15 protein-coding genes are annotated in these 20,360 nt (G+C 49.8%); 1 reads left to right on the plus strand and 14 read right to left on the minus strand.

The window, feature by feature from the left end:
- The 11 genes from ACU37H_RS09890 to ACU37H_RS09940 form a co-directional block, all read right to left on the minus strand.
- The gene (locus tag ACU37H_RS09890) at positions 1 to 612 is read right to left on the minus strand and encodes a histidine phosphatase family protein (protein WP_472701684.1); all 612 of its coding nucleotides are present in this window, start codon (positions 610 to 612) and stop codon (positions 1 to 3) included.
- 59 nt (positions 613 to 671) lie between these two features.
- Positions 672 to 2,129 (minus strand): FGGY-family carbohydrate kinase, encoded by a 1,458-nt coding sequence (locus ACU37H_RS09895; RefSeq protein WP_472701683.1) that lies wholly within the window; start codon positions 2,127 to 2,129, stop codon positions 672 to 674.
- Entirely contained in the window at positions 2,126 to 3,598 is a 1,473-nt protein-coding gene (locus ACU37H_RS09900) for an FGGY-family carbohydrate kinase (protein WP_472701682.1), read from the minus strand. Before ACU37H_RS09900 ends, ACU37H_RS09895 begins: the two co-directional genes overlap by 4 nt.
- Before the next feature lie 4 nt (positions 3,599 to 3,602).
- The gene (locus ACU37H_RS09905) at positions 3,603 to 4,607 is read right to left on the minus strand and encodes a 2-hydroxyacid dehydrogenase (protein ID WP_472701681.1); all 1,005 of its coding nucleotides are present in this window, start codon (positions 4,605 to 4,607) and stop codon (positions 3,603 to 3,605) included.
- Positions 4,608 to 4,640: 33 nt separating this feature from the next.
- Positions 4,641 to 5,924: an MFS transporter gene (locus ACU37H_RS09910; protein WP_472701680.1), complete on the minus strand. Its 1,284-nt coding sequence runs from the start codon at positions 5,922 to 5,924 to the stop codon at positions 4,641 to 4,643.
- Positions 5,925 to 5,988: 64 nt separating this feature from the next.
- Positions 5,989 to 7,095 carry a metallophosphoesterase family protein gene (locus ACU37H_RS09915; protein WP_472701679.1) on the minus strand — a complete coding sequence of 369 codons (1,107 nt, stop codon included), beginning with the start codon at positions 7,093 to 7,095 and terminating at the stop codon, positions 5,989 to 5,991.
- Positions 7,096 to 7,105: 10 nt separating this feature from the next.
- Positions 7,106 to 8,029, minus strand: a complete 924-nt coding sequence (locus ACU37H_RS09920; RefSeq protein ID WP_472701678.1) for an endonuclease/exonuclease/phosphatase family protein — start codon at positions 8,027 to 8,029, stop codon at positions 7,106 to 7,108.
- Between the two features lie 10 nt (positions 8,030 to 8,039).
- Positions 8,040 to 9,422, minus strand: coding sequence for an FAD-dependent oxidoreductase (locus ACU37H_RS09925; RefSeq protein ID WP_472701677.1), 1,383 nt, complete (start codon positions 9,420 to 9,422; stop codon positions 8,040 to 8,042).
- Positions 9,419 to 10,684, minus strand: a complete 1,266-nt coding sequence (locus tag ACU37H_RS09930; protein ID WP_472701676.1) for an MFS transporter — start codon at positions 10,682 to 10,684, stop codon at positions 9,419 to 9,421. The genes ACU37H_RS09925 and ACU37H_RS09930 overlap by 4 nt, the downstream gene beginning before the upstream one ends.
- Positions 10,685 to 10,756: 72 nt before the next feature.
- Positions 10,757 to 12,523 (minus strand): RagB/SusD family nutrient uptake outer membrane protein, encoded by a 1,767-nt coding sequence (locus ACU37H_RS09935; RefSeq protein ID WP_472701675.1) that lies wholly within the window; start codon positions 12,521 to 12,523, stop codon positions 10,757 to 10,759.
- A gap of 83 nt (positions 12,524 to 12,606) precedes the next feature.
- On the minus strand, positions 12,607 to 15,798 hold the full coding sequence (locus ACU37H_RS09940; protein ID WP_472701674.1) for a SusC/RagA family TonB-linked outer membrane protein: 3,192 nt from the start codon (positions 15,796 to 15,798) through the stop codon (positions 12,607 to 12,609).
- A gap of 499 nt (positions 15,799 to 16,297) precedes the next feature.
- On the opposite strand from ACU37H_RS09940, the gene ACU37H_RS09945 reads away from it, so the two are divergent.
- On the plus strand, positions 16,298 to 17,065 hold the full coding sequence (locus ACU37H_RS09945; protein ID WP_472701673.1) for a DeoR/GlpR family DNA-binding transcription regulator: 768 nt from the start codon (positions 16,298 to 16,300) through the stop codon (positions 17,063 to 17,065).
- Between the two features lie 4 nt (positions 17,066 to 17,069).
- Here the strand turns inward: ACU37H_RS09945 and ACU37H_RS09950 are convergent, their stop codons facing one another.
- The 3 genes from ACU37H_RS09950 to ACU37H_RS09960 all read right to left on the minus strand — a co-directional run bounded on the left by ACU37H_RS09950 (position 17,070) and on the right by ACU37H_RS09960 (position 20,347).
- Positions 17,070 to 18,449, minus strand: a complete 1,380-nt coding sequence (locus ACU37H_RS09950) for a deoxyguanosinetriphosphate triphosphohydrolase (protein ID WP_472701672.1) — start codon at positions 18,447 to 18,449, stop codon at positions 17,070 to 17,072.
- Between the two features lie 274 nt (positions 18,450 to 18,723).
- Complete coding sequence (locus ACU37H_RS09955) at positions 18,724 to 18,975, minus strand: hypothetical protein (RefSeq protein ID WP_472701671.1); 252 nt, start codon at positions 18,973 to 18,975, stop codon at positions 18,724 to 18,726.
- A gap of 592 nt (positions 18,976 to 19,567) precedes the next feature.
- On the minus strand, positions 19,568 to 20,347 hold the full coding sequence (locus ACU37H_RS09960) for a GLPGLI family protein (protein ID WP_472701670.1): 780 nt from the start codon (positions 20,345 to 20,347) through the stop codon (positions 19,568 to 19,570).
- Positions 20,348 to 20,360 lie beyond the last annotated feature (13 nt).

Below are 20,360 nucleotides of genomic sequence, written 5' to 3' on the forward strand. Positions count from 1 at the left end.
CTATTTAAGTTTTGCGTTTAAGAACTCCAATGTGAAGACCCCCTCAGCGTCCAGGGTAAAACAGGTGACAGCAGAATTATGTTGCACGATCTGCCTGTAATTACGCAGCGGCATCCCCAGTTTGTAGGCCATATACAGCCGGTTCACGCCATTGTGGGCAGTGACCAGGAGGGTCTGTCCCAGGTGGCGCTGCAGCATCTCACTAAAAAAGGCATCCATCCGCGAAACGATCTCACCGCCGCTTTCACCCGTAAGACCGGCTTTCGCCGTTTCGGGATCTTTGTTCCAGGCGTCCCAGCTTTCGGGGTGTTCGGCCACAAATTCGGCCCTTGTCTTATTTTCCCAGATGCCGAAGTCGGCTTCTATCAACCTTTCATCGGTGACCACTGCTCGCCCCGACGCAATGGCAGCGGTAGTTCGGGCACGTGTCAAAGGAGAAGAATACACACCGTCGAGCGCAATGCCCTCCAGCTGGTCACGCACGGTGGTTGCCTGGCTCGTACCCAGGTCTGTGAGCGGAATATCCGTTCTGCCACAATACCTGTTATTGTCTGCATTCCATGCTGTCTGGCCGTGACGCAACAGGTATACTTTCATTACTTGATCATTCATTCGTAGATATTTAAATTCCTCCGGATCAACAACAGCCGGATGTTTTTATCAGGTGACTATTAAAGTATGGTTTCATGTATGTATCCCTTGTCTTTCAGCAGTTCAACAAACTGCTCATATCGTTCCTCATAGGGCCTCACTAAAGACTCATCCGGATACAGGGTCTTGTCTGCATGGATCATATATTCCGCTGCTTCGCCCACCTGATCAAAATGAGTTTTGGAAGCCGCTATGATGGCCGCGCCCGCCGCTCCTGACACGTGTTGCATCTTATTGACCGGCAGCTGCAATACTGCACTCCTGATCCGGAGCCAGGTGTCGCTGTTGCTGCCGCCACCAGCCGAAAATACCTTGGAAATCGTTTCACCCGAAATCTTTTTTATTCGTTCAAAAGCATATTTCTCAATGTAGGCAACCCCTTCCATACACGCTGTAAACCGCTCCTCAGTCGTCGCCTGTTCGGGAACAAAACCTCTTGCATTGGCCGATACAAATGGAAAGCGCTCGCCTTGCTGCATCAACGGCCAGGCCAACAGGTTACCCGGAATAACGGACTCGCTGGCTTCTGCTAATTGGTTCAGGTCATGACCCGGAAATAGTTTGCTAACCCAATCTGCACCCGTGTTACTCGCGCCGCCGGGCATCCAGTACCCCTGCGGATGGCGATGACAATAGATCGCCCCCGCCGGGTCCTGGATTTCCTTTCCGGACACCCCTTTTACAACGAGTGTGGTGCCGATGGTGGTGTTCCAATCACCTGTATTTACTGCCCCTGAAGCGATCTGCGAGGCACACCCATCCGTGATTCCGGCCGTGATAATCACCGTGCCCGGTAGACCCAGAGACTGCGCCCATTCGGCCCTTAAATGGCCTACAGGCGTTCCTGAAGGCACTACTTCCTGCAACCACTCCCTGCGGATACCGAGGCGCGACGTGATGTAGTCGGGCCAACGCAGGGCATGCAGATCATATCCCGACTTCAGGGCATTGGTATAATCCGTCGTATTGAAATTGCCGCTCAGCGTGCCCGTTATAAAATCTGACGCGTGGATAAACCTGCCGATCCGGTCGGTCTTGTGTCCGTAATGCTTCAGGAACCACAACATTTTGGGCAGGCCGCTGGAAGCATTAAACGCAGTGTAACCGGTCACTCCGGAACTGATCGCCCCCTCTCTGCAAAGGGCAGCTTCTTCTGAAGACCGGCCGTCGCTATACATGAGAGCCGGGTGTAAAGGTTTGTCACTTTTATTAACAGGAATGATCGTCCCGGATGTGGATGTGACCCCAATGGCTTTTACGGATTCCAGGCGGATTACCGCCGCCGCTTCCTTACACAACGAACCGAGCAACCGGTAGCAGCAACGCCACCACATCTCCGGATCCTGCTCCTGCCGCGATTGATCGGTCAATTCAAAAATGGTTTCTTTCGCCATCAATTGACGACCAGACTCGTCCATAAGGATCACACGCGCACCTTGTGTGCCGATATCTATTCCGATAAAACAAGCTACACTCATGGTTCTGTTGCGCTTAATTTTTTAAAATAAGACCTAGTATGGTTCCATTCTGCAAACAGCTTCCCGTACATAGCCTGCAACTCCGGTTGTGGCGCAACGATGTCGGTATCTGCATCCGCATCTATCGTTTCCATGCCCAATGCTTCGTTACAGATCATCGCGCCACCAACTGCCGAGGCTTGTTCGAAGCCGGTGCGCACCAATACTTTCTTGTTGATGATATTAGCGATCAGCTGCCTCAGGGAACGGCTTTGCAATCCGCCGCCGCAGGCCCACACGTAATCGCTTTGATGACCCGAAACCTGTTGCAGTACCTTGTAATTTTCAGAAATGGAGAAAGCAATATCAAGCAATGTTGCCCAAACGAAAGAGCTCCTGGAAAGTTCATGAGACACAGGAACGGGAAACACAAATCCGCCACTGATCACGGGCCGTTCCTCAGAGGCAACCAAAGAGCCCAGGGACGCATTGCAATGACGATGCGGGTTTTGAGCCAGCTCCTGCTCTATCACATCGTAACCCTCGTTGGGATAAAACACTTCCTTCAGCCGTTGATAATTCAATCCGGTCACACCTGCATTTGCTTCGAATAAAAACCGTCCCGGGTGTATATCCCGGCTGGTCCAGGTTCTTTCTTCCGGATCGGTGATGTATTCATCTACGATTTTAACGATGGGAGTCGTGGTGCCTGATACGATCACAATATCGTCTACCGATGGTCTTGTACTCTTGATCGCTAATTGGGTATCGCCACCACCCGTCACCACAACGGCGGAGCCTGGAAGGCCCCATGCGTGCGCCACTTCAGCCAGGACAGTTCCGCTGGTTTGGGCAGATGCAGTCACTGGCGGACATATGGCCGCATCCATACGAAACATTTGTTGCAGCTCTGGGCTCCATGTGCCGGCGTCAACGTCGTACAATAAGGTTTCAGAAGCCTGGGAGTGCTCGTATTTAGCGACACCGGACAGTTTATATTCGGCCCAGTCGCTGATACTTAGAAACGACTTTATTTCATTCCAGATCTCCGGCCTCTTTTGCCGGATCCCTTCGAGTTTGTAGGCGGAGAACAGAGAAGTCGGGTAACGTCCGGTCAATTGATATACCCGGCTCTTGTCCGGGATTGTATCTTCCCAGGCTCTGCCGCGGTGATCGATATTGGGCAAACCGATCAATGACCGGCCATCTTTTCCGATCAAGACAATGCCTTCACGCTGGCTCGTGGTGGTGATGGCCGCTATCTTTACGCCTCCCGCCTCATGTAGCGCTACCCTGGCCAGCTCCGTGATCTGCTCCCACAACTGATCTGGTTCAAAATAAATCGCATCGTCATACAGCTCATCCCTGGTATATTGTATATCGCCGCGCCCTACGCCCAGCACTTTACCTGCCGGATGCACCACTGCCACCCTCACGTTTCCTGTGCCAATATCGATCACCATATAGGCTGCTTCGTTTGGTATCGCCATCTGTTTAAATTTTAGAGGTAAGTACTTCTTTATTATAGATCTTTTCCGAGTTTTTGCGATCATGAATATACCACCCGATCAACGCTTCATTGAGTATTCTCACATGGTGATCTTCCACCTCGAAAGTGGCGCCTGCAATATGGGGCGTTGCCATCACGTTGGGCAGATCAATGATCTTGTAATCCAGCTCATCGGGGGGCTCATTGTCAAACACATCCAGGATCGCTCCCTTTATTTTTTGAGCGGAAAGCACATCATATAAATCATTCCGGTTGACTACCACGGCTCTTGCGGTATTGACAAAAATAGCATCGGGCTTCATGAGCCGGAACAGGGATTTATCAATCAGCTGTTGCGTCTCGGGTGTCACGGGCAAATGGACGGATACAATATCACTGGATGCAAAAACTTCCTCCAGCGACAACTGTTTGTAATCCGGGAAACGGGCGGCGTCGACATAAGGATCATAGTATTGGATCTGGCAGGGGTAATTTTCAACCAGCTTAGCGATCAGTTGCCCGATGGCACCAAACCCGATAAGACCAATCGTCTTTCCCGCGAGCTCGCCTCCTTTAAATTGGAGATAAGACGTATGAGCGCCTGCCTCCCATTTGCGCTCTTTCAACCAGTTCATGCCCGGGATGATGTGGCGCATGAACGTGATGGTGTTGGCGATAAACATCTCGACCACCGCCTGCGCATTTCTTGCCGGCGTATAAAACACCGGAATATTATGCCGCGTAGCTGCCGCCAGTGCTACGTTTGACGGCGTGCCGCGACATACACCGATAAATTGCAGGTGCGCATTTTCATTGATGACTTTTTCTGTGACATGGTCGTGCTCTGTAATCAATGCCTCTGCTTCTGTTTCGTATAAAAGATGCAGCAATTCTTCTTCATTATAAGCGCGGTCATTGGCTTTCCATGGTTTATAAATTATTTCTCCAAAGTTTAATTGAAGTTCTAACAAGCCTTGTTCGTGATAAGGTGCGGTTACTAAAATTTTCATTCGTATACTGTTTTATAATCTTTTAATGATCTTTTATCTGTTGGTGGCATGCGCGTCTATTTCCATTTGAGGGACTGCAACTTCCTGGCGAGCTCGGGCGGTATCTGGTTTTATGAATAACGTAAGTATCGCACTTAGAAAGTATAACCCGGCCAGGATCCAGATCACGCCTTCATTTCCGAAGGGCGCAATGAACAGCCCTACAATGGCTGGCCCTGCAAATACAGCCAGTCCGGCACCCAGATTTAATATCGCCATCGCAGCGCCTTTGTCTTTGGTCACGAGCGATGGCGTTAGGGCCGACAGCGGCACATATCCTGCGAGGCAGGCGCCCCAAAGGATACCGGCGGTCATTACGAGCCAGTAATTACCCGGCACTTGCTGCGGCAGGTAAAACAGCAATAAGGTGGTGAGGCCGCAACCAACACCGCCAAACCAGACGATGGTCTTTTGCCAGCCGAAGCGGTCGCCTACAAATCCAAATATCAGGTTGAATACGATATTGCTGGTGAAGATGGTTCCCCAGATATACAACCACTGCGTGGTGTCGAAACCATGTTGTGCCATGTAGGTCGGCAGAAATACCGGAAAAGCAAATTGGGCCGTCGTGTTAATGACCCTTACCATACCAGCGATCAACACTTTGGGCTCCTGCCTTACGATGGTCAACCCTTTCGACAGCTCGGCCCATTTGTTACCGGGATGCTCGTTGGTAGCAGGAAATGGCGCTTTATTAAAGACGAGCGCAAACAAAGCGCCGAGCAACACCCAGAACACAGCGCTCCACAAAGCCGGTATATGTCCGAGCTCGCGGATGGCCCAACTGGAATAAAAAGCGCCTAATACATTCAAGCCACCGGTAAACACAAACCAGAACCAACCGACTGCCCGCCCGAGCATGTCTTTGGGAGTCAGGTAAGAGATCCAGACCAGGAATGAATAGGCAAAGAGCGGGTAGCCAAAGCCTCTCAGTGCATAGGTGATCAGCATGGTGGGAAAATTCAGGGAATCCATCCCGATCCCGATAAAGCCGGCGGTGCCTATTAGATAAATGATCAGCCCGATAAGCATGGTTTTCTTCGCTGTGTACGTTTCAGCCAGTACGCCCGAAAACCAGGAAGCAATGGCGATGGTGACGCCGTAGGCCGTGAACAATGAGGCGGTTTGCTGCATGTTCATACCCCGCTCAATGAGATAAGGGCTCAGCCATCCTTGTTCCATTCCGTCTCCCATCATGAATAACATAATACCAAGGTATCCGCTGAGTAAAGGTTGGGGGATACCTAATTTTTGTGTGATCGTTGTGTCGTGTTTCATCGGGCAATTGTCGTTATGGCTTTTTCGGGTCGGAAAAAGCGGGTTAGAGAAGCATATTTTGGGTTTAGTCGAATTTTATCTTGAATTCATTGCGCGGATCTTTTTTCCACGCATAAGGTCGGGTGGTGGGAGATACGCCGAAAAGCGTGGAAAAGGTTTTGACCTTTACCGTCTTTCCATCAGGAAAAAACTCAAGGATGCGAAGCCAGCCATCGCCGCCGTTGCCATCGCGGTGCCCACCGCCCATGGATTGCGCATCAAACAGGATCTGGTGTACCGACTTACCGCCTTTGTTTTTATCGAGCCGGTATCCTTCACCGGAAATATGCCCGCATAAAACCATTTCGATGTTGGCAGAAGGCTGCACCAGCTTTTCCCAGATCTGCTGCCCATTGTTGGCGAATGGCATTTCAATCTTGTCAGATTTCCGGATCATGTTGTCCACATTGTAGGGCTCCCAAAACAACCAGTTGATCTTTCCGCCGGTATGTTCATCCTTTGTATTTAAATAGTTGTGCGTGATGAGCACGACACGGTGATCTTTGTATTGCGGCAGCGCAGCCACTTTCCCCGCCCAGGTGAGCACAGAATCGCGGGGACCATATTCAACAGTCATGAACAGGTAATCCTTGCCGTTCATATCTTTCATTTCGTAAGCTGCATTTTCAATCGTTGGCTGACCCGCCTCATTGCGGGTGTTTTGTACCAACATTTTTTTGTTGAGGTGATTTTTATCAGCGTTGAAATACGCATCGTAATGAGAACTGCGATGTCCCTGCCGGTCGATGCTGTAATCGTGGTTGCCGGTGGCCGCTATGTAAGGCACTTTACCATCCAGCACGGAAAAGGCTTTGGAAGCGGATTCCCATTGCTGTCGCGTGGATTGATTGCCATCGTAATCCGTGGTGATCTTTTCATTATTCTCTACCAGATCTCCCACACCCACGACCATTTTGATACTGAGGGTATCAATATTATCTTCGATCCAGGCCATCATCAGGTCGAGCAGGGGCTTGTTCTTTGACCATTTGACATAGTTCTGAATATCGGGAACCATGATCACCGACCAGGATTCTTTCTGCTCCAGGCGCGGCTTTTGGTAGGCGTCCTGTGCAAATCCGGAATGCGCCATTGACAGACACATGAAAAGGATGATATAAACACGTTTCATCTGTTTCGTTTTAAATGAGGGTAAAATCAGTACCGATGAAGAAATGATCGCTGGGAAATTTGCCGCCTATGTCCTCCTTGATGATCCTGCTCTGAGCCGGCTGTACTTTGCCGCGGTACCAGATATAATCGATCCTTCCTTTGGAAGCGCTCTTTTCGTAATGTGTGCCCTGGAACTCATGGCCGGTATGACCGGCCTCCTTTTGACCATGCAAGATCTCATAACTTTCTTTCCATTGAGCGGTTCTGAGAGAATGCATAACCGGGCTATCGAAGCGGCTGTTGAAGTCGCCGGCAATAACCTGCGGAAAGTCGGGCTGGTACTGCATGCTTTCGGTTACGACCATCCTGGCCTGCTGTATCTTGGCTTCATTGGATACATGATCTAAATGAAGCGATACGATTCTCATCTCTTTTTTCGTGCTCCTATCGCGCAATCGTACCCAGTTTGCGTGCCTGGCGCGTGCCGTATCCCAGGACTTACTTCCCGCTACGAGGGGCGTCTCTGAAAGCCAGTAAACACCCGCTGCCAGGAGCTCGTATCGCTCTTTCGAAAAAAGAATGGGGTTTTTGGCAATCCCGTGATAGCCTTCGGGATGCGCATCCATTTCGGGCCCGTCAAAACCCACGAGCTGAAAAGTGGGAAAAGCCTTGCGGATATCTTCCGCCTGCACTTTCAGTACTTCCTGGAAACAGACGATATCGGGCTGTTGTTTTTTAATGATCTGAAGGCAAATGTCTTTACGTTGATTCCAGCCCACGCCTTTCGCTTCATCTTCCGGCAATGCCACGCGGATGTTGCAGGACAGCACACGGTGTAAATTTTTTGCTCTTGCTGTTGACCAGTTTTCAGCACCGACCATCAAAGGCGCCATAGATACCGCCGCGGTACTGAATCCCAGGTGTTGTAAAAATTTTCTTCTTGAAGTTGACATCCTGATTGATTTATACCGCTACCGGCTCGCGCAGGTAAGCGCCTTTATCTGATAATTCTTTTTGCAGGCTTTTAACATCGATATCGGCAGGTTGCTTTCCTGTGGCGATCGCCATTTTAGCTGCACGCCCGGCTGCCTCTCCCATCGCCATGCAAGGCGCCATCACCCGTATGGCAGACATCGCTTCATGCGTCGTGGAGATCGCCCTTCCGGCCACCAGCAGGTTTTTTATTTTTTGGGGAACGAGCGAACGGTAGGGTATGTCGTAACAATCGCCGCACCACTCTAACGTGCAGCCCCCTCCGACCGGATGGTGAATATCAAGCGGGTAACTGGCGACGGCAATGGCATCATCAAAATGACGGCAGCTCATGATATCGTCGCGGTCCATGGTGTAGAGTCCGTTGATACGCCTGGTTTCCCGGATGCCCAGGAATGGCGCGGTCTTGAGGAAATAGGCATTTTCAAAACCCGGCACATACTCAATCAGGTAGCGCTGAATATCTTCGATCTGTTTTCTCCCTTCGATCTCGCCCTGGGTAAGGCTTCCGGGATCGGTTCCATTGACCCCATTGACCCGTGTCATATTCACCCATACTTCTCCTTTTCTTAAACCCGTGATCAGGATGGTACGTTCTGTAGGCAGCTGCAGGCCTTCTTCTTTTGCCTTGTTGATCAGGTTGCGCATTCCTACCAGTACAAACTGGTTGTTCTGGCCGAAGTATTCAGCAGGAATAAAATCAGTGAGATAGGTGCGCGGTTCTTCGGCAATGCTCAGGCGCAGCTTTTCGGTATCAACGCCGCCGAGGCAGAACATTAAGGTAGGCGGTTGCACGCCGCCTTGTTCGTTTCCATACTCACAGGGTACGCCTGCCTTGAAAGCGACATCGGCATCACCGCTGCAATCGATCACTACTTTCGACAGGATCGCTTCGCGTCCTGCTTTACTTTCAACGATCACTCCTTTTAATTCATCATCGTCTTTGATGACTTCGGCGCAGAATGCGTAAAACAGGATTTCTACCCCGGCTTCTACCAACATCTGCAATGCCACGGTTTTCACGGCTTCCGGCTCCACGAGTGTAAGGCTCATATGAAGCGGGCAGGGACGGTGTTCGCTGGATGCCTGCACCGCTTTTAGGCGATCGATCAATTGCTGTGGAAGCCCTTTGATGATCTGGTTGCCTTTCTGACCCAGGAAACCTAATATGGGCAGGCCGATGGTCATGTTGCCCCCCACAAAACTGCGGCTCTCGACCAGCATTACTTTGGCGCCGTCTTCTGCGGCAGCGAGGGCGGCCATGATACCGGAAGGGCCCCCGCCGATCACCAGCACATCGACCTGGGATCTAACCGGAATTTCTTTTGCTGCTTCTGTAATTGTATGCATCATATTATTGCTTTTGCTTGTTGACGATTGTTGTTGGGCTGTTCGCGTTTCACCATGGTCCAAAGCACTAATACGGCGATCGGATGTAAAACGGCCATGGCGATAAATATTTTTCCGGCACCGATCGTGCCCATGAAGGAACCGACGAAATAATTGAAGAGCACAGCGCCCAGCGCTCCGAATCCACCGGCAATGCCCAGTACACTTGCTACATTTTTCACAGGGAATGCTTCGGCGACAACGACACTGATGGTGAACAACCAGCTCAGGCAGGCGACCGCCACGATACTGAATACGGCGAGCGTGCTGGCTGCATTGGGAAGATAGGGCGCGAACACACACAGCGGAGCGAAACAAGCGACCGTTGTGAGCATCACCTTTCTTGCCCGCAGCGGCGCATATCCTTTGCGCACCAACCTGTCAGACCAGGCGGAGGTACCGATCGCGCCGAGATCGGCCACCAGGAAGGGGATCCAGCCAAACATGCCCACCTGTGCCAGCGAAAGCCCTGACTCTTCCTGCAAATAGCCGGGCAGCCAGAACAAACAGAAATACCACACAGGATCGCTTACAAACCTGATCAAAAGAATACCCCACAGACTTTTGGTCTTCCACAACGCCTTCCATGAAAAGCCAGTGGTGTCGGCAGCTTCCGGGGCATCTTCGAGCGCTTCCTGCATGACGCGGGGCGGCGGATCGCGGTACACCCATTTCCATAGAACGGCGATGAGCAGGCCGATTGCACCCAGAACGATAAAAGCGGTTTGCCAGTTGTAGCGGATGGCGAGCCAGGCCACGGTGGGCGGCGCTATGATGGCTCCGATAGAGCTTCCTGCCACACAAAGGCTATTGGCAGTCGCTCTTAATTTTCCGGGAAACCACACGGCAACTACTTTGAGCTGTGAAGGAAAATTCGTGGGTTCTGCAGCGCCCAGCAATCCACGAAAGAAGGCAAGCTGCCCCACACTGCGCGCAAACCCGCCACCAATGCAGGCTACGGACCAGGTCAACACCCCATAGAACATGACCAGCTTCGCCCCGAATTTGTCGACCATCCACCCGGTTACCGGATACATGAGCGCATAGCAAATGGTGAACACATTGATGATGACCGCATAGCCATTGTCATCCAGGTTGAACTCCATCTTTAACACGGGCTTCAGGATAGACACTACCTGCCGGTCCACATAATTAAAGACAATGGCGATGAAGATCACGGCTATGATGAACCATCTTCGGTTTTCGGGGCGAAACAATCTTGTCATTCTTTAAAATTAGTTGCTGTAGCGCTTCTTTGTCTCTTAATTTATTCCACACGGGCTTTGAACGCCGGACCTTTAATAGCCCGGGTTCTGCGTCAGTTTATCACTTGCATCCATCTCTGATTTGGGCACCGGCCACAACTCATCTTTGTTTTCACGGAACACCACTTCCTGCGTAGTGAAATATTTTTTGGCCTCAGCGGCGTTATAGATCGGTGTATAACTCTCATCAAAACCGGTAACGACCGCACTGGTCCAGGCCTTGGCATCACGGTTTAAATAGATCACTCCGTTCATCACTGTTTTCGCAATATCCCATCGACGCAGGTCATACCATCTCAATCCGTCATTGGCGAGTTCTATTTTCCGTTCATATCTTAATGCCTTTCTCAGTTGTGCCTGAGACAGACCGGTCGGCAGATCGGGCATCCTGGCCCTGCGGCGCACGCGGTTGATCGCTTCATACACAGTGTTGTCTAATTGATTGGCTTCTATTTTGGCTTCTGCATAGATCAGTAATAATTCAGCCAACCGGAAGATGCCGACGTTCATATCGGACACACCGCTCACGGAAGTGGAGTTGAAGTCTGCAATATCAATATGCTTGCGCCACAAATAACCACTGAATGACCGGTAGGCGTTGGTAGCATCCGTGTTGCTCACCGAACCGGGAGTAGTGGACTGGCCATTCAGCACAGGCCAATAATTATTGACCGTTTTGAAAGTCGTATTGGGCTCAAACTGGTAGCCTAAATAACGGGAGTTGGGTCTGACACAATACATATCGAGCCGGGGATCCCTGTTTTCAAAAGGCTTTGACGCATCATACAGCGGAGACTCCGTGATCGGCAACCCGTCCGTGCATTGAAAAGTGTTGATCAGATCTTGCGTAGGCCCCCAGTAACAAACTCCTTTACCCAGCCGGGAGGCTCCGTAATATTGCTGGTTGTGGGTATTACCGCTAATCGCTTTGTTATACTCGGCCACCCAGATCCATTCTTTGCTGCCGGTATAGCCCTCATGTCCAAAGATATTGGCGGGGTTGGGTTCGCCGACCGTATGATTCTTCCCGGCAAAATTGATCGTCTGATTAAATTCAGTCAGATTAAATACGCCTTCTGACAGATCAAGCGCCTGCCTGGCTGCTTCGGCTGCCATCGGAAATTTCCTGGAATACAGCGCCACTCTTGCTTTCAGCATGTAGGCAGCCACTTTGGAGGCCCTCACGTTACCGTAAGTCGCTTGTGAAACAGGGAGCCGCTCCGCGATCTCTGTCAGCTCATCCAGGATGAACTGCTCAATGGTCGCTTTGGGCGTGCGCTCCACATTAGAATTGCCCAGGCCCACCGCCTGCTTGATCAACGGCACCGCTCCGTATAATTCAATCAGCTGCGAATAACAATAAGCCCTGATGAAGCGAAGCTCGGCGTCTAACTGATTATAGGCAGTCTCACCGATCTCACTTTTGAGTCCGGGCAACTTGTCGAGCACCGCATGACAGCGTGCTATCGTTTTATAATGAAATTCCCACGGCTTCACGGCTAATGCATTGTCCGTCGTTAACGCACTGGTGATGGGTGATGTGTAGTTATTGCCGGGCCGCGCGTAGCCAATGTCTGTGATATTATCCATCACATGCCAGATCGGTGTGCTCGAGGCATCGAGCTGACTGATAGATTGATAGGCCGCAAACAATCCCATGGTCGCTTCCTTTTCGGACGCCGGGAACGTTTCTGTAGAGGGGCCGTTGAGAGGCAAACGGTCTAAATCGCAGGAAGGCAGCGCCATAGCTGAGAAGAGCAATGCAGCTATGAATGTTTTTGTTGTAAAAAGCTGTTTCATCCGTATTGTTTTTATATTTTATTGGTCGGATATTTTTTAATTCGCGGCTTTGCCGCCGATATTACAGAAGGCTTGTTCCGTTTTTAAAATTTTACATCGATACCAAATGTGAAGGTCTTCACCTGCGGATAGTAGTTGCCATCGCCCAGCGATACACCATCCGACACAGCCGCGTTGTAGTTAATCTCCGGATCATATCCTTCATAAAAATTGGTTTTCGTCAACAGGTTCTGACCGTTGACATACACGAAAACGTTCTTTAGCTTCATTTTATTCACGATGTGTTGCGGGATCTGGTAGCCCAGCTGAATATTTTTCAGGCGCAGATAGGAAGCGCTGCGCATCCACAAAGTGGAGTTTTGCGTGTTGTTGGTAGAAGTGATAGAAACCCGTGGCAGTGCGGCGTCCCGGTTGTCTTCGCTCCAATAGTCTAACTGCCACGGCTTGATGGCACTCGAATTGGCTGCAGGGATCACATAATGAGCGTTGAGATACCCATCCGCCTTGCCTACACCTTGTATTAAAGCCGTCAGGCTGATGCCTTTCCAGCCCAGATCGATATTGCCGCCATAAGTGTATCGGGGGATGGTGCTGCCGATGATGACTTTATCGAGATCGGTAATCTTTCCGTCGGGAATAGCATTACCGTTATCATCAAAGGCGCCGGCAATGTCTTTATATCTTACATCCCCCGGTTTCAAAGTTCCAAACTGCACCGGGCCGTTGTCAATTTCTTCCTGCGACTGATAGAACCCTTCAGCGATGTAACCGTAGATGGAGTTGATGGCGTATCCTTCCTGCTGACGCAGCAAGGCACCGGAGGTCTGACCCTTCATATCCACAATTCTATTTTTTACATCGGACAGATTGAATCCAACCCCTAAGCGGAAATCGCCCCACTGATCATCATAGCGCGTGGAAAACTCCCAGCCTTTGTTAGACACCAGCGCCGCGTTCTGGTAAGGTGAACCCAGACCCGTCAGCTGCGAGGTATTTAACTTTAAAAGGATGCCGTCGGTTTTCTTATCATACCATTCATAAGTAAAGGACCATTTTTTGAACAGGCTACCTTCGATGCCTACGCCCTTCATGGTCGTCTCTTCCCAACGCAGATCGGGATTGGACAAATTGGATTGTGCGATCATCTGGTAAATAATGCCTCCCATGGATACACTGCTGAGGTTAAGCGTTTCGGAGAATGGATAATAAGAGCTACCGATGTTCTGATTGCCGAGCTTACCCCAGGAACCACGTACTTTCAGGAAGTTGAGCACCGGCGTGATCCGCTCCATAAAAGGCTCTTTGGAAATGACCCAGCCTGCAGAGAAAGAAGGGAAAGCGGCCCAGCGGTTGGCCTTGATGAAACGTGAAGTACCGTCATAACGCATATTCGCTTCGAAAAGATACTTGCTTTTAAAATCGTAATTGAATCTGCCAAAGCCCGACACGAGCAACCACTGATCGCGGGATCCGTTGTTGTCTTTGGTTTCGTTGTCGGCGCCCGCGCCAATCACTTCGTAATCATCATAGACGAAGTCCCGGCGATAGGCCATCAGGTATTTTTCGTCATAAGTTTCCCTGGAAGCCCCGGCCATGAGGCTCAGGTTGTGCTCCCTGATGCTTTTTTGTGCCGTAGCAAAAAACTGGTACGTCCCATAGAGATACCGGTAAGAAGTTTCAGTAAGGTCCGTGAACGTGTTGGCCGCGCCGGCTTCGGAACCATCTTCGATATACGTCATCACGCTTTTGGTAAAGTTGTGAACATTGGTGGTTACGTAGCGCGGGGCCACCATACCTGTTAAAGACAACCAATCGGTAGGCTTGTAATTCAGGCTCAGGTTACCGTACAGCTCCAGGTTGTTGGACTGCCGGTTGCCGCCATCATCGATATAAGCCACGGGATTGATCTTCACCCAGCCGTCTGACCACAGATCGCCGTAGCGAATCGGGATATTGGTCGGCATACGCCCGAGATAATTCCAGATGGTTCCTTCGCTCGCTACCTGCCTGCGGTTCTTGTTGGTAACCGCGATGTCAAATTTGATATTGAATTTTTCATTGGGCGTGATGTCCATGTTGTTCCGGAACACATACCTTTTGAAATTGGTGTTCTTTATAATACCATTCTGATCGGCATAACTTAATGACGGGTTGACCCTTACAATGCCACTGTTGGCGGTCAGCGACACAAAATGATTTTGCATCAGTCCATTGCCTTGGAGGATGGCGTCCTGCCAATCGTAGTTAGCAGGGTTCTCATCATACCTGGCTTTGAAAGCAGCAATGTCTTCATCGCTGTAAATCCTGATCCCGTTGTCATTCATGCTGGCGTCGTTAAACACCCTCATATAAGTAAGGCCATCTGTCACTTCCGGAATCGCGGTGGGGCGCTGCTGGCCGATATAACCACGGTAGAGAACGGACATTTTGTCCTTCGCTCTTTTGGTAGTGATCAGGATCACACCATTGGCGGCCCTCGATCCATAGATAGCTGCTGAAGCGGCATCTTTCAATACAGATATGGATTCTATCAGGTTGGCGTCCACATCATCGATGGATCCGGCCACCCCATCAATGATCACCAGCGGCGCACTGTTGGAACCGCCGAAAGAGTTAATACCCCGTATGCGGATCTGTCCTGCATCTCCTCCCGGGGAACCGGTTTGCTGCGTTACGGTCACGCCCGGCGCCAATCCTTGCAATGCGGCCGAAGTGGACAGGTTGGGGCGGCGCTCTAATTGCTCACTGCTGATCTGGGACACCGATCCGGTCAGGTTGATCTTCTTCTGGGTCCCATAACCCACGACCACCACTTCGCCGAGATTGGCCACATCGCGCTCCAGGCTGATATTGATGGTTGCCTGGTTGCCGATGGCCACGTTTTTGGAAGCGTAGCCGACGCCGGTGAAATTGAGCTGCTGTGCATCTTGCGTAAAGGTCAATGAGTAAACACCGTCCTGGTTGGTAGTGGTTCCTACGGCCGAGCTATCGAGTGTGACACTGATACCGGCCACCGGCTGATTTTTTTCGTCGGTCACCTTACCGGTGATCGTCCGGGGTGCATTTTGCGCGGACGCGGCGAACCCTGCGAGCACGGCAAGAAATAACAAATAGAAACGTTTCAGGCCCCTGGGTTTGAAGCCGGCAGTGGTCTTAAAAAAAAGATTCATAAAAGCATCGTTCTGTATGATGGAAGAAAAGGCGGGATCGCCGGGTTCGTTATATAAACGGACGGCTGCGCGCAGCAGCCTTTGTTGGGGGAAGGGCTTACTCATCGTTTGATATTAAAGGGTGATCTTAAATTTTGTTTCATTTTTAGTATTAATAAATTTTAAAAAACAAAAAAATGAAACACATTTAAACAAATTGTTACCGGGCTGTAAACAAATTATGAGCACAAGAAGCAGGTTTCGTCGGAATTATTAATCGTTTTCTATGGCAAACACTCGTGCTTTTTGTATCACAGCAAGTACAATCTGAAACCAAATGTAATATTATTTAAGTAAATAAAAGTATTTTTAAATAAAAAAAATCTTTTGAAATGATTTTGACGGGATAAAACACGCTCAACATTAATTATTTCGAAAGTTTTATAAAGTTTTTGAAATTGTGATGAATTAATATCACTTTTGCTCAAACCAAATTCAATCAGTCCCAACGCAACCTGGGCGCTTCGCCATCGGCCCGTCAGACATAAGCAGCAGGTCGCGTGAAAACGGAACGGATCATCGCCGGCAACTATGATCAACCACTAAAAGCAAAAAACGCACAGGAATGAAATCAATTACAGAAAGACATCAGCTGATACTGCAGAAGCTCCAGGAGGACGGCAAGTTGAATATTCCCCAGCTGATCGAGGAAATGAATGTCAGCGGGGTAACAGTGAGAAAGGATCTGAAACTGCTGGAAGAAAAAAAACTATTGTTCCGCACCCGAGGCGGTGCGTCAATGCAAAATCCATACGCCATCGAACGGCCGATCAACGAGAAGGAGTTTATCAAGTCGGACGAAAAAAAGAAAATCGCCAGGGTCGCGCTGGGCATGATCGGGCAAAACGATTCGATCATGATCGGCTCGGGCACGACGGTCTATGAACTGGCACGCGCTTTATATCCAGAGAAAAAAGTAGTGGTGATCACGCCTGCATTAAAAGTAGCGCTGGAGTTGTGCAACCGGCCTAATGTAGAAGTGTTGCAACTAGGCGGGCTGGTGCACCAAAGTTCCTCTTCCACGGCCGGATCTTTTGCCGAAAAAATACTGGAAGAGCTTTCCTGCGGCGTCTTGTTTCTGGGTGTTGACGGGATTGACCTGGAACACGGGCTTACGATCACAAATATTATGGAGTCGAGCCTGAACCAGAAAATGATCGCGCTGGCACAGACGGTGGTGGTCCTGGCCGACAACAGCAAGTTTGACCGGCGCGGCCTCGGAAAGATCTGCAACCTGGACCAGATCGATTATATCATTACAGACAATGGCGTGAACCCATCAACTGTTTCAAAAATTGAAAAGACCGGCGTGAAGGTGATCGTGGCTGAATAGCCTCTCAAACCTCGATTCCGCGCAGTTTGCGGTACAGCTTGAGCGCATACACATCTGTCATCCCGGAAATAAAATCCAGTATCCGCATTACTTTTTCATAAGGAGTGCCCGTTTCATCAAAGACGAACTGCTGCGGCAGCAGGCCCAGCATCTTCTTTTGCTCTTTATCGCGCCTGTCGGCCGGCGTCAGCGCCGCGGTGACAAAGTCCTCAACCAGACCAGACATGATGCGAAAACCGGCGATCTCGAGCTCGATGACTTTTTTAGCATTATAGATCCGTTCCACGGACAAGCGGGCGATCTGTTGCAATGCTTCCTGCATATCCGGGATAGCATCGGTCAGGCTTTGGTTAAAATTTCCGGTCAGGATCTCTTCGCGATGCGACCAGAACACCTGGCTGCATTTATGGATCAACACGCCAATGGCCTTGGCCCGCAGGTAAGCAATGGCTTCATTGGGATCTTCTGATAAGTCTGCTGCAATCTGCCTTACCCGGTCGAGGTTGCTGGTCTGATGTTGTATGATAGCCAGAAAATGATCGTGCACTTCTTCGTAGGATAAAAGTCCCAGCCGATGGGCGTCTTCAAAGTCGATAATGTTGTAGCAGATATCATCGGCCGCTTCTACGATATATACAAAAGGATGACGCTTGTACACCACTTTCTCTTCGTTCTCCTCCTGCTCCATGTGCAGCTCCCGGGCGATATCTTCAAACACTTGCTGGTCGATGCTGAAGTAACCATATTTTTTCCGGTGCACCTGCCCCTTCACGCCTGAGGCCAGCGACTCGCAGGGATACTTAATGATAGAACCCAGCGTGCTGTAGGTAAGCCGGAAGCCGCCCCTGGCGCGGCCGTTCAGATGCATCGTCAATATGCGAAGCGCGTTGGCATTGCCTTCAAAAGTGGTCAGGTCTTTCCATTGAGCTGCGCTGAACAATTGTTTGAACGCGAGATCTTCTTCCTTATGCGTATCACGTCTTTTGAAATATTTGGAAATGGCATCTTCGCCTGAATGGCCGAAGGCGGGGTTGCCCAGGTCATGTGCCAGGCAGGCAGCCGCTACCACGTATTTCAGGTCGTTCTGATAAAATGTTGCTGCGTTGGCATCAGCCTGCACCTCGGGCAATGTTGCTATCTGCTCGCCTATCAGGCCGCCGAGCGATCGCCCCACGCTGGCTACTTCCAGTGAATGGGTAAGCCGGTTATGAACAAAGATTTCTTCGGGCAGGGGGAACACCTGCGTTTTATTTTGCAGTCTCCGGAAAGGACTGGAAAAGATGATCCGGTCCCAGTCCCGCTCAAAATCGCTTCTGGTATCCTGCGTTGTATTTTCAATCCCGTACCGTCTGGAGGAAAAACAATTGTTCCAGGTAATCGCCATGCTGAAAAATTTTGGGCAAAAGTACTTGATCATCTTTAACCATTGGCAGGAATTCAACCATGCGTGCTAGTGCTGCGTCACATCGATGCATATAGCCTATATATAAAAAGCATCGCCTTTTACAGCGATGCTTTTTCGTTCCACTCGACTCGTGTAGTTGGATAACGAGCCTTTATACAGATAAGCAGTTAGTTTTGGTCTGTATAATATTTTTTAAGGCATAAGTCTGGCAGTGGATCTTCAGGTGTGATAGGTAACAACACTTAAACAAGTATCAGATCATCCTCAGATAGGCATCCCAAACAGATTGTACTTTAGCTTTAGCAGATTCAATCGAGTCGAACCGGCCCAGTATCACATGCTCATTGATCCCGCGGATGATGAGCGCTGCTTCAAAAGAGTATTTATCAATTTTAAATAATCCGAGTGAATTTTTGGCTACTGCGATAAATTCATTTTCCTGCCATTCCAGCGGCTCAAAAATGAGTTGCTTCATTTCCTTCTCCTTGTTTTTTTCACCCGACATGTTATTCATATTTATGGCCCTATAAATTCCGGAATGCGATATCAAATTGTTCATGCTCACTTTTATTAATTGGGTGAATAATACAAATACCATGTTTAAAAAAAGAGGGGCAAACAATGGCCTGGAAAGGCCCCGTAGCCCACTCTTGCCCTCTAAACCATTGTAAAAATAAGCCGACTTTAGCTATGGATTGATTGCTATTCGACGAAACGAGGCTTTTAAAGGATGAATCCCTAATTTTTTTAGATAAAGCGTTTTCGGCCTGAGTTTGAAGCATTTAAATATGCGCTATTCGGGGACAAAGTGGACGTTTTGGATGACCAATGGGAACACAACAATGGACACCTGGCAAAAGGAAGGTGTCTCACAGCGTCCTGCCCCACCTGTCCGCAAGAGCTTCAGCCGCGCCGGCAACGGGGACAAAAAAGACGAAGAAACGGGGGCGGATTGTTCGCTCTATGCTTCGTATTCGTTGCGCTCTTAACCGGCCCGGAAGAATCCAGCCCGAAAGATCGCATCGGCGGGTGCGAAAGCTCCATGCTTTTGAGCCGGCGTCTTATATTGATTAAAAAGCAGGAGGCCTCCGGCTATGTTACATGTCCATGAAAAACTGCACCCAATCGGAAGTAAGCTTAAAGTCTTTCAACATTTTCGCTGTAGTGATATTGAACTCTTTGTTATTGGTGAGCGTGCTCTTGCCCTGCTGCGGCAACGGCCATTGAGCGGGATCAGTGTTGAAACCGGTAACCTTTGTTGCAAAAATGGTGATATGCTGGTGAGGGATGGCAATGCCTAAGATCATACCCGGCAATCCATTGAAAGATTCGGGACCACCCCTGGTGAGAATTTCATCTGTATAAAAAGCGACAACGTAGATCGAGTCGAAAAATAAAGCATTCGCCCGGTGGCATTGATAGCCGGCAATCTCCCTGGTCTCGTCGGTCAGTTTCCATTTGATCTTCTTGACAGAATCCTTTACGAAGAATACCTTTTCAAAGGCATGCTTCACGGTTTGCACTTCCTGCTTCTCGAAATTGCTATATACTTTATTCTTATAGGCCACAGGAATGGCGAAGGTCTTTGAGAAATCAATGTCGGGATTCACGGGTTGGTACAACGTATGCTGCTGATCAAACAGCAGGTCGAAGCTATCTGTCCAGAACTGCGGTGCCGTGTTGCGATAGTTCTGCATGAATGTTCCGATCTGGTCTTCCGGCACCTGCTTCGTTTCTCTCAGGAAGATGCCCATGGCAGCGAACGTATTGACTTTTCGCTCATACCGGATCTTGCCGGTTTCCAGGAATGCAGCATGCTGGCTAAAGCCAACCGCAGACAGCAATAAGCAGACGGTTAGTGATAGTACTGTTTTCATGTTTCTGATATAT

It is taken from the genome of Niabella sp. ZPM-14, from assembly GCF_055693045.2.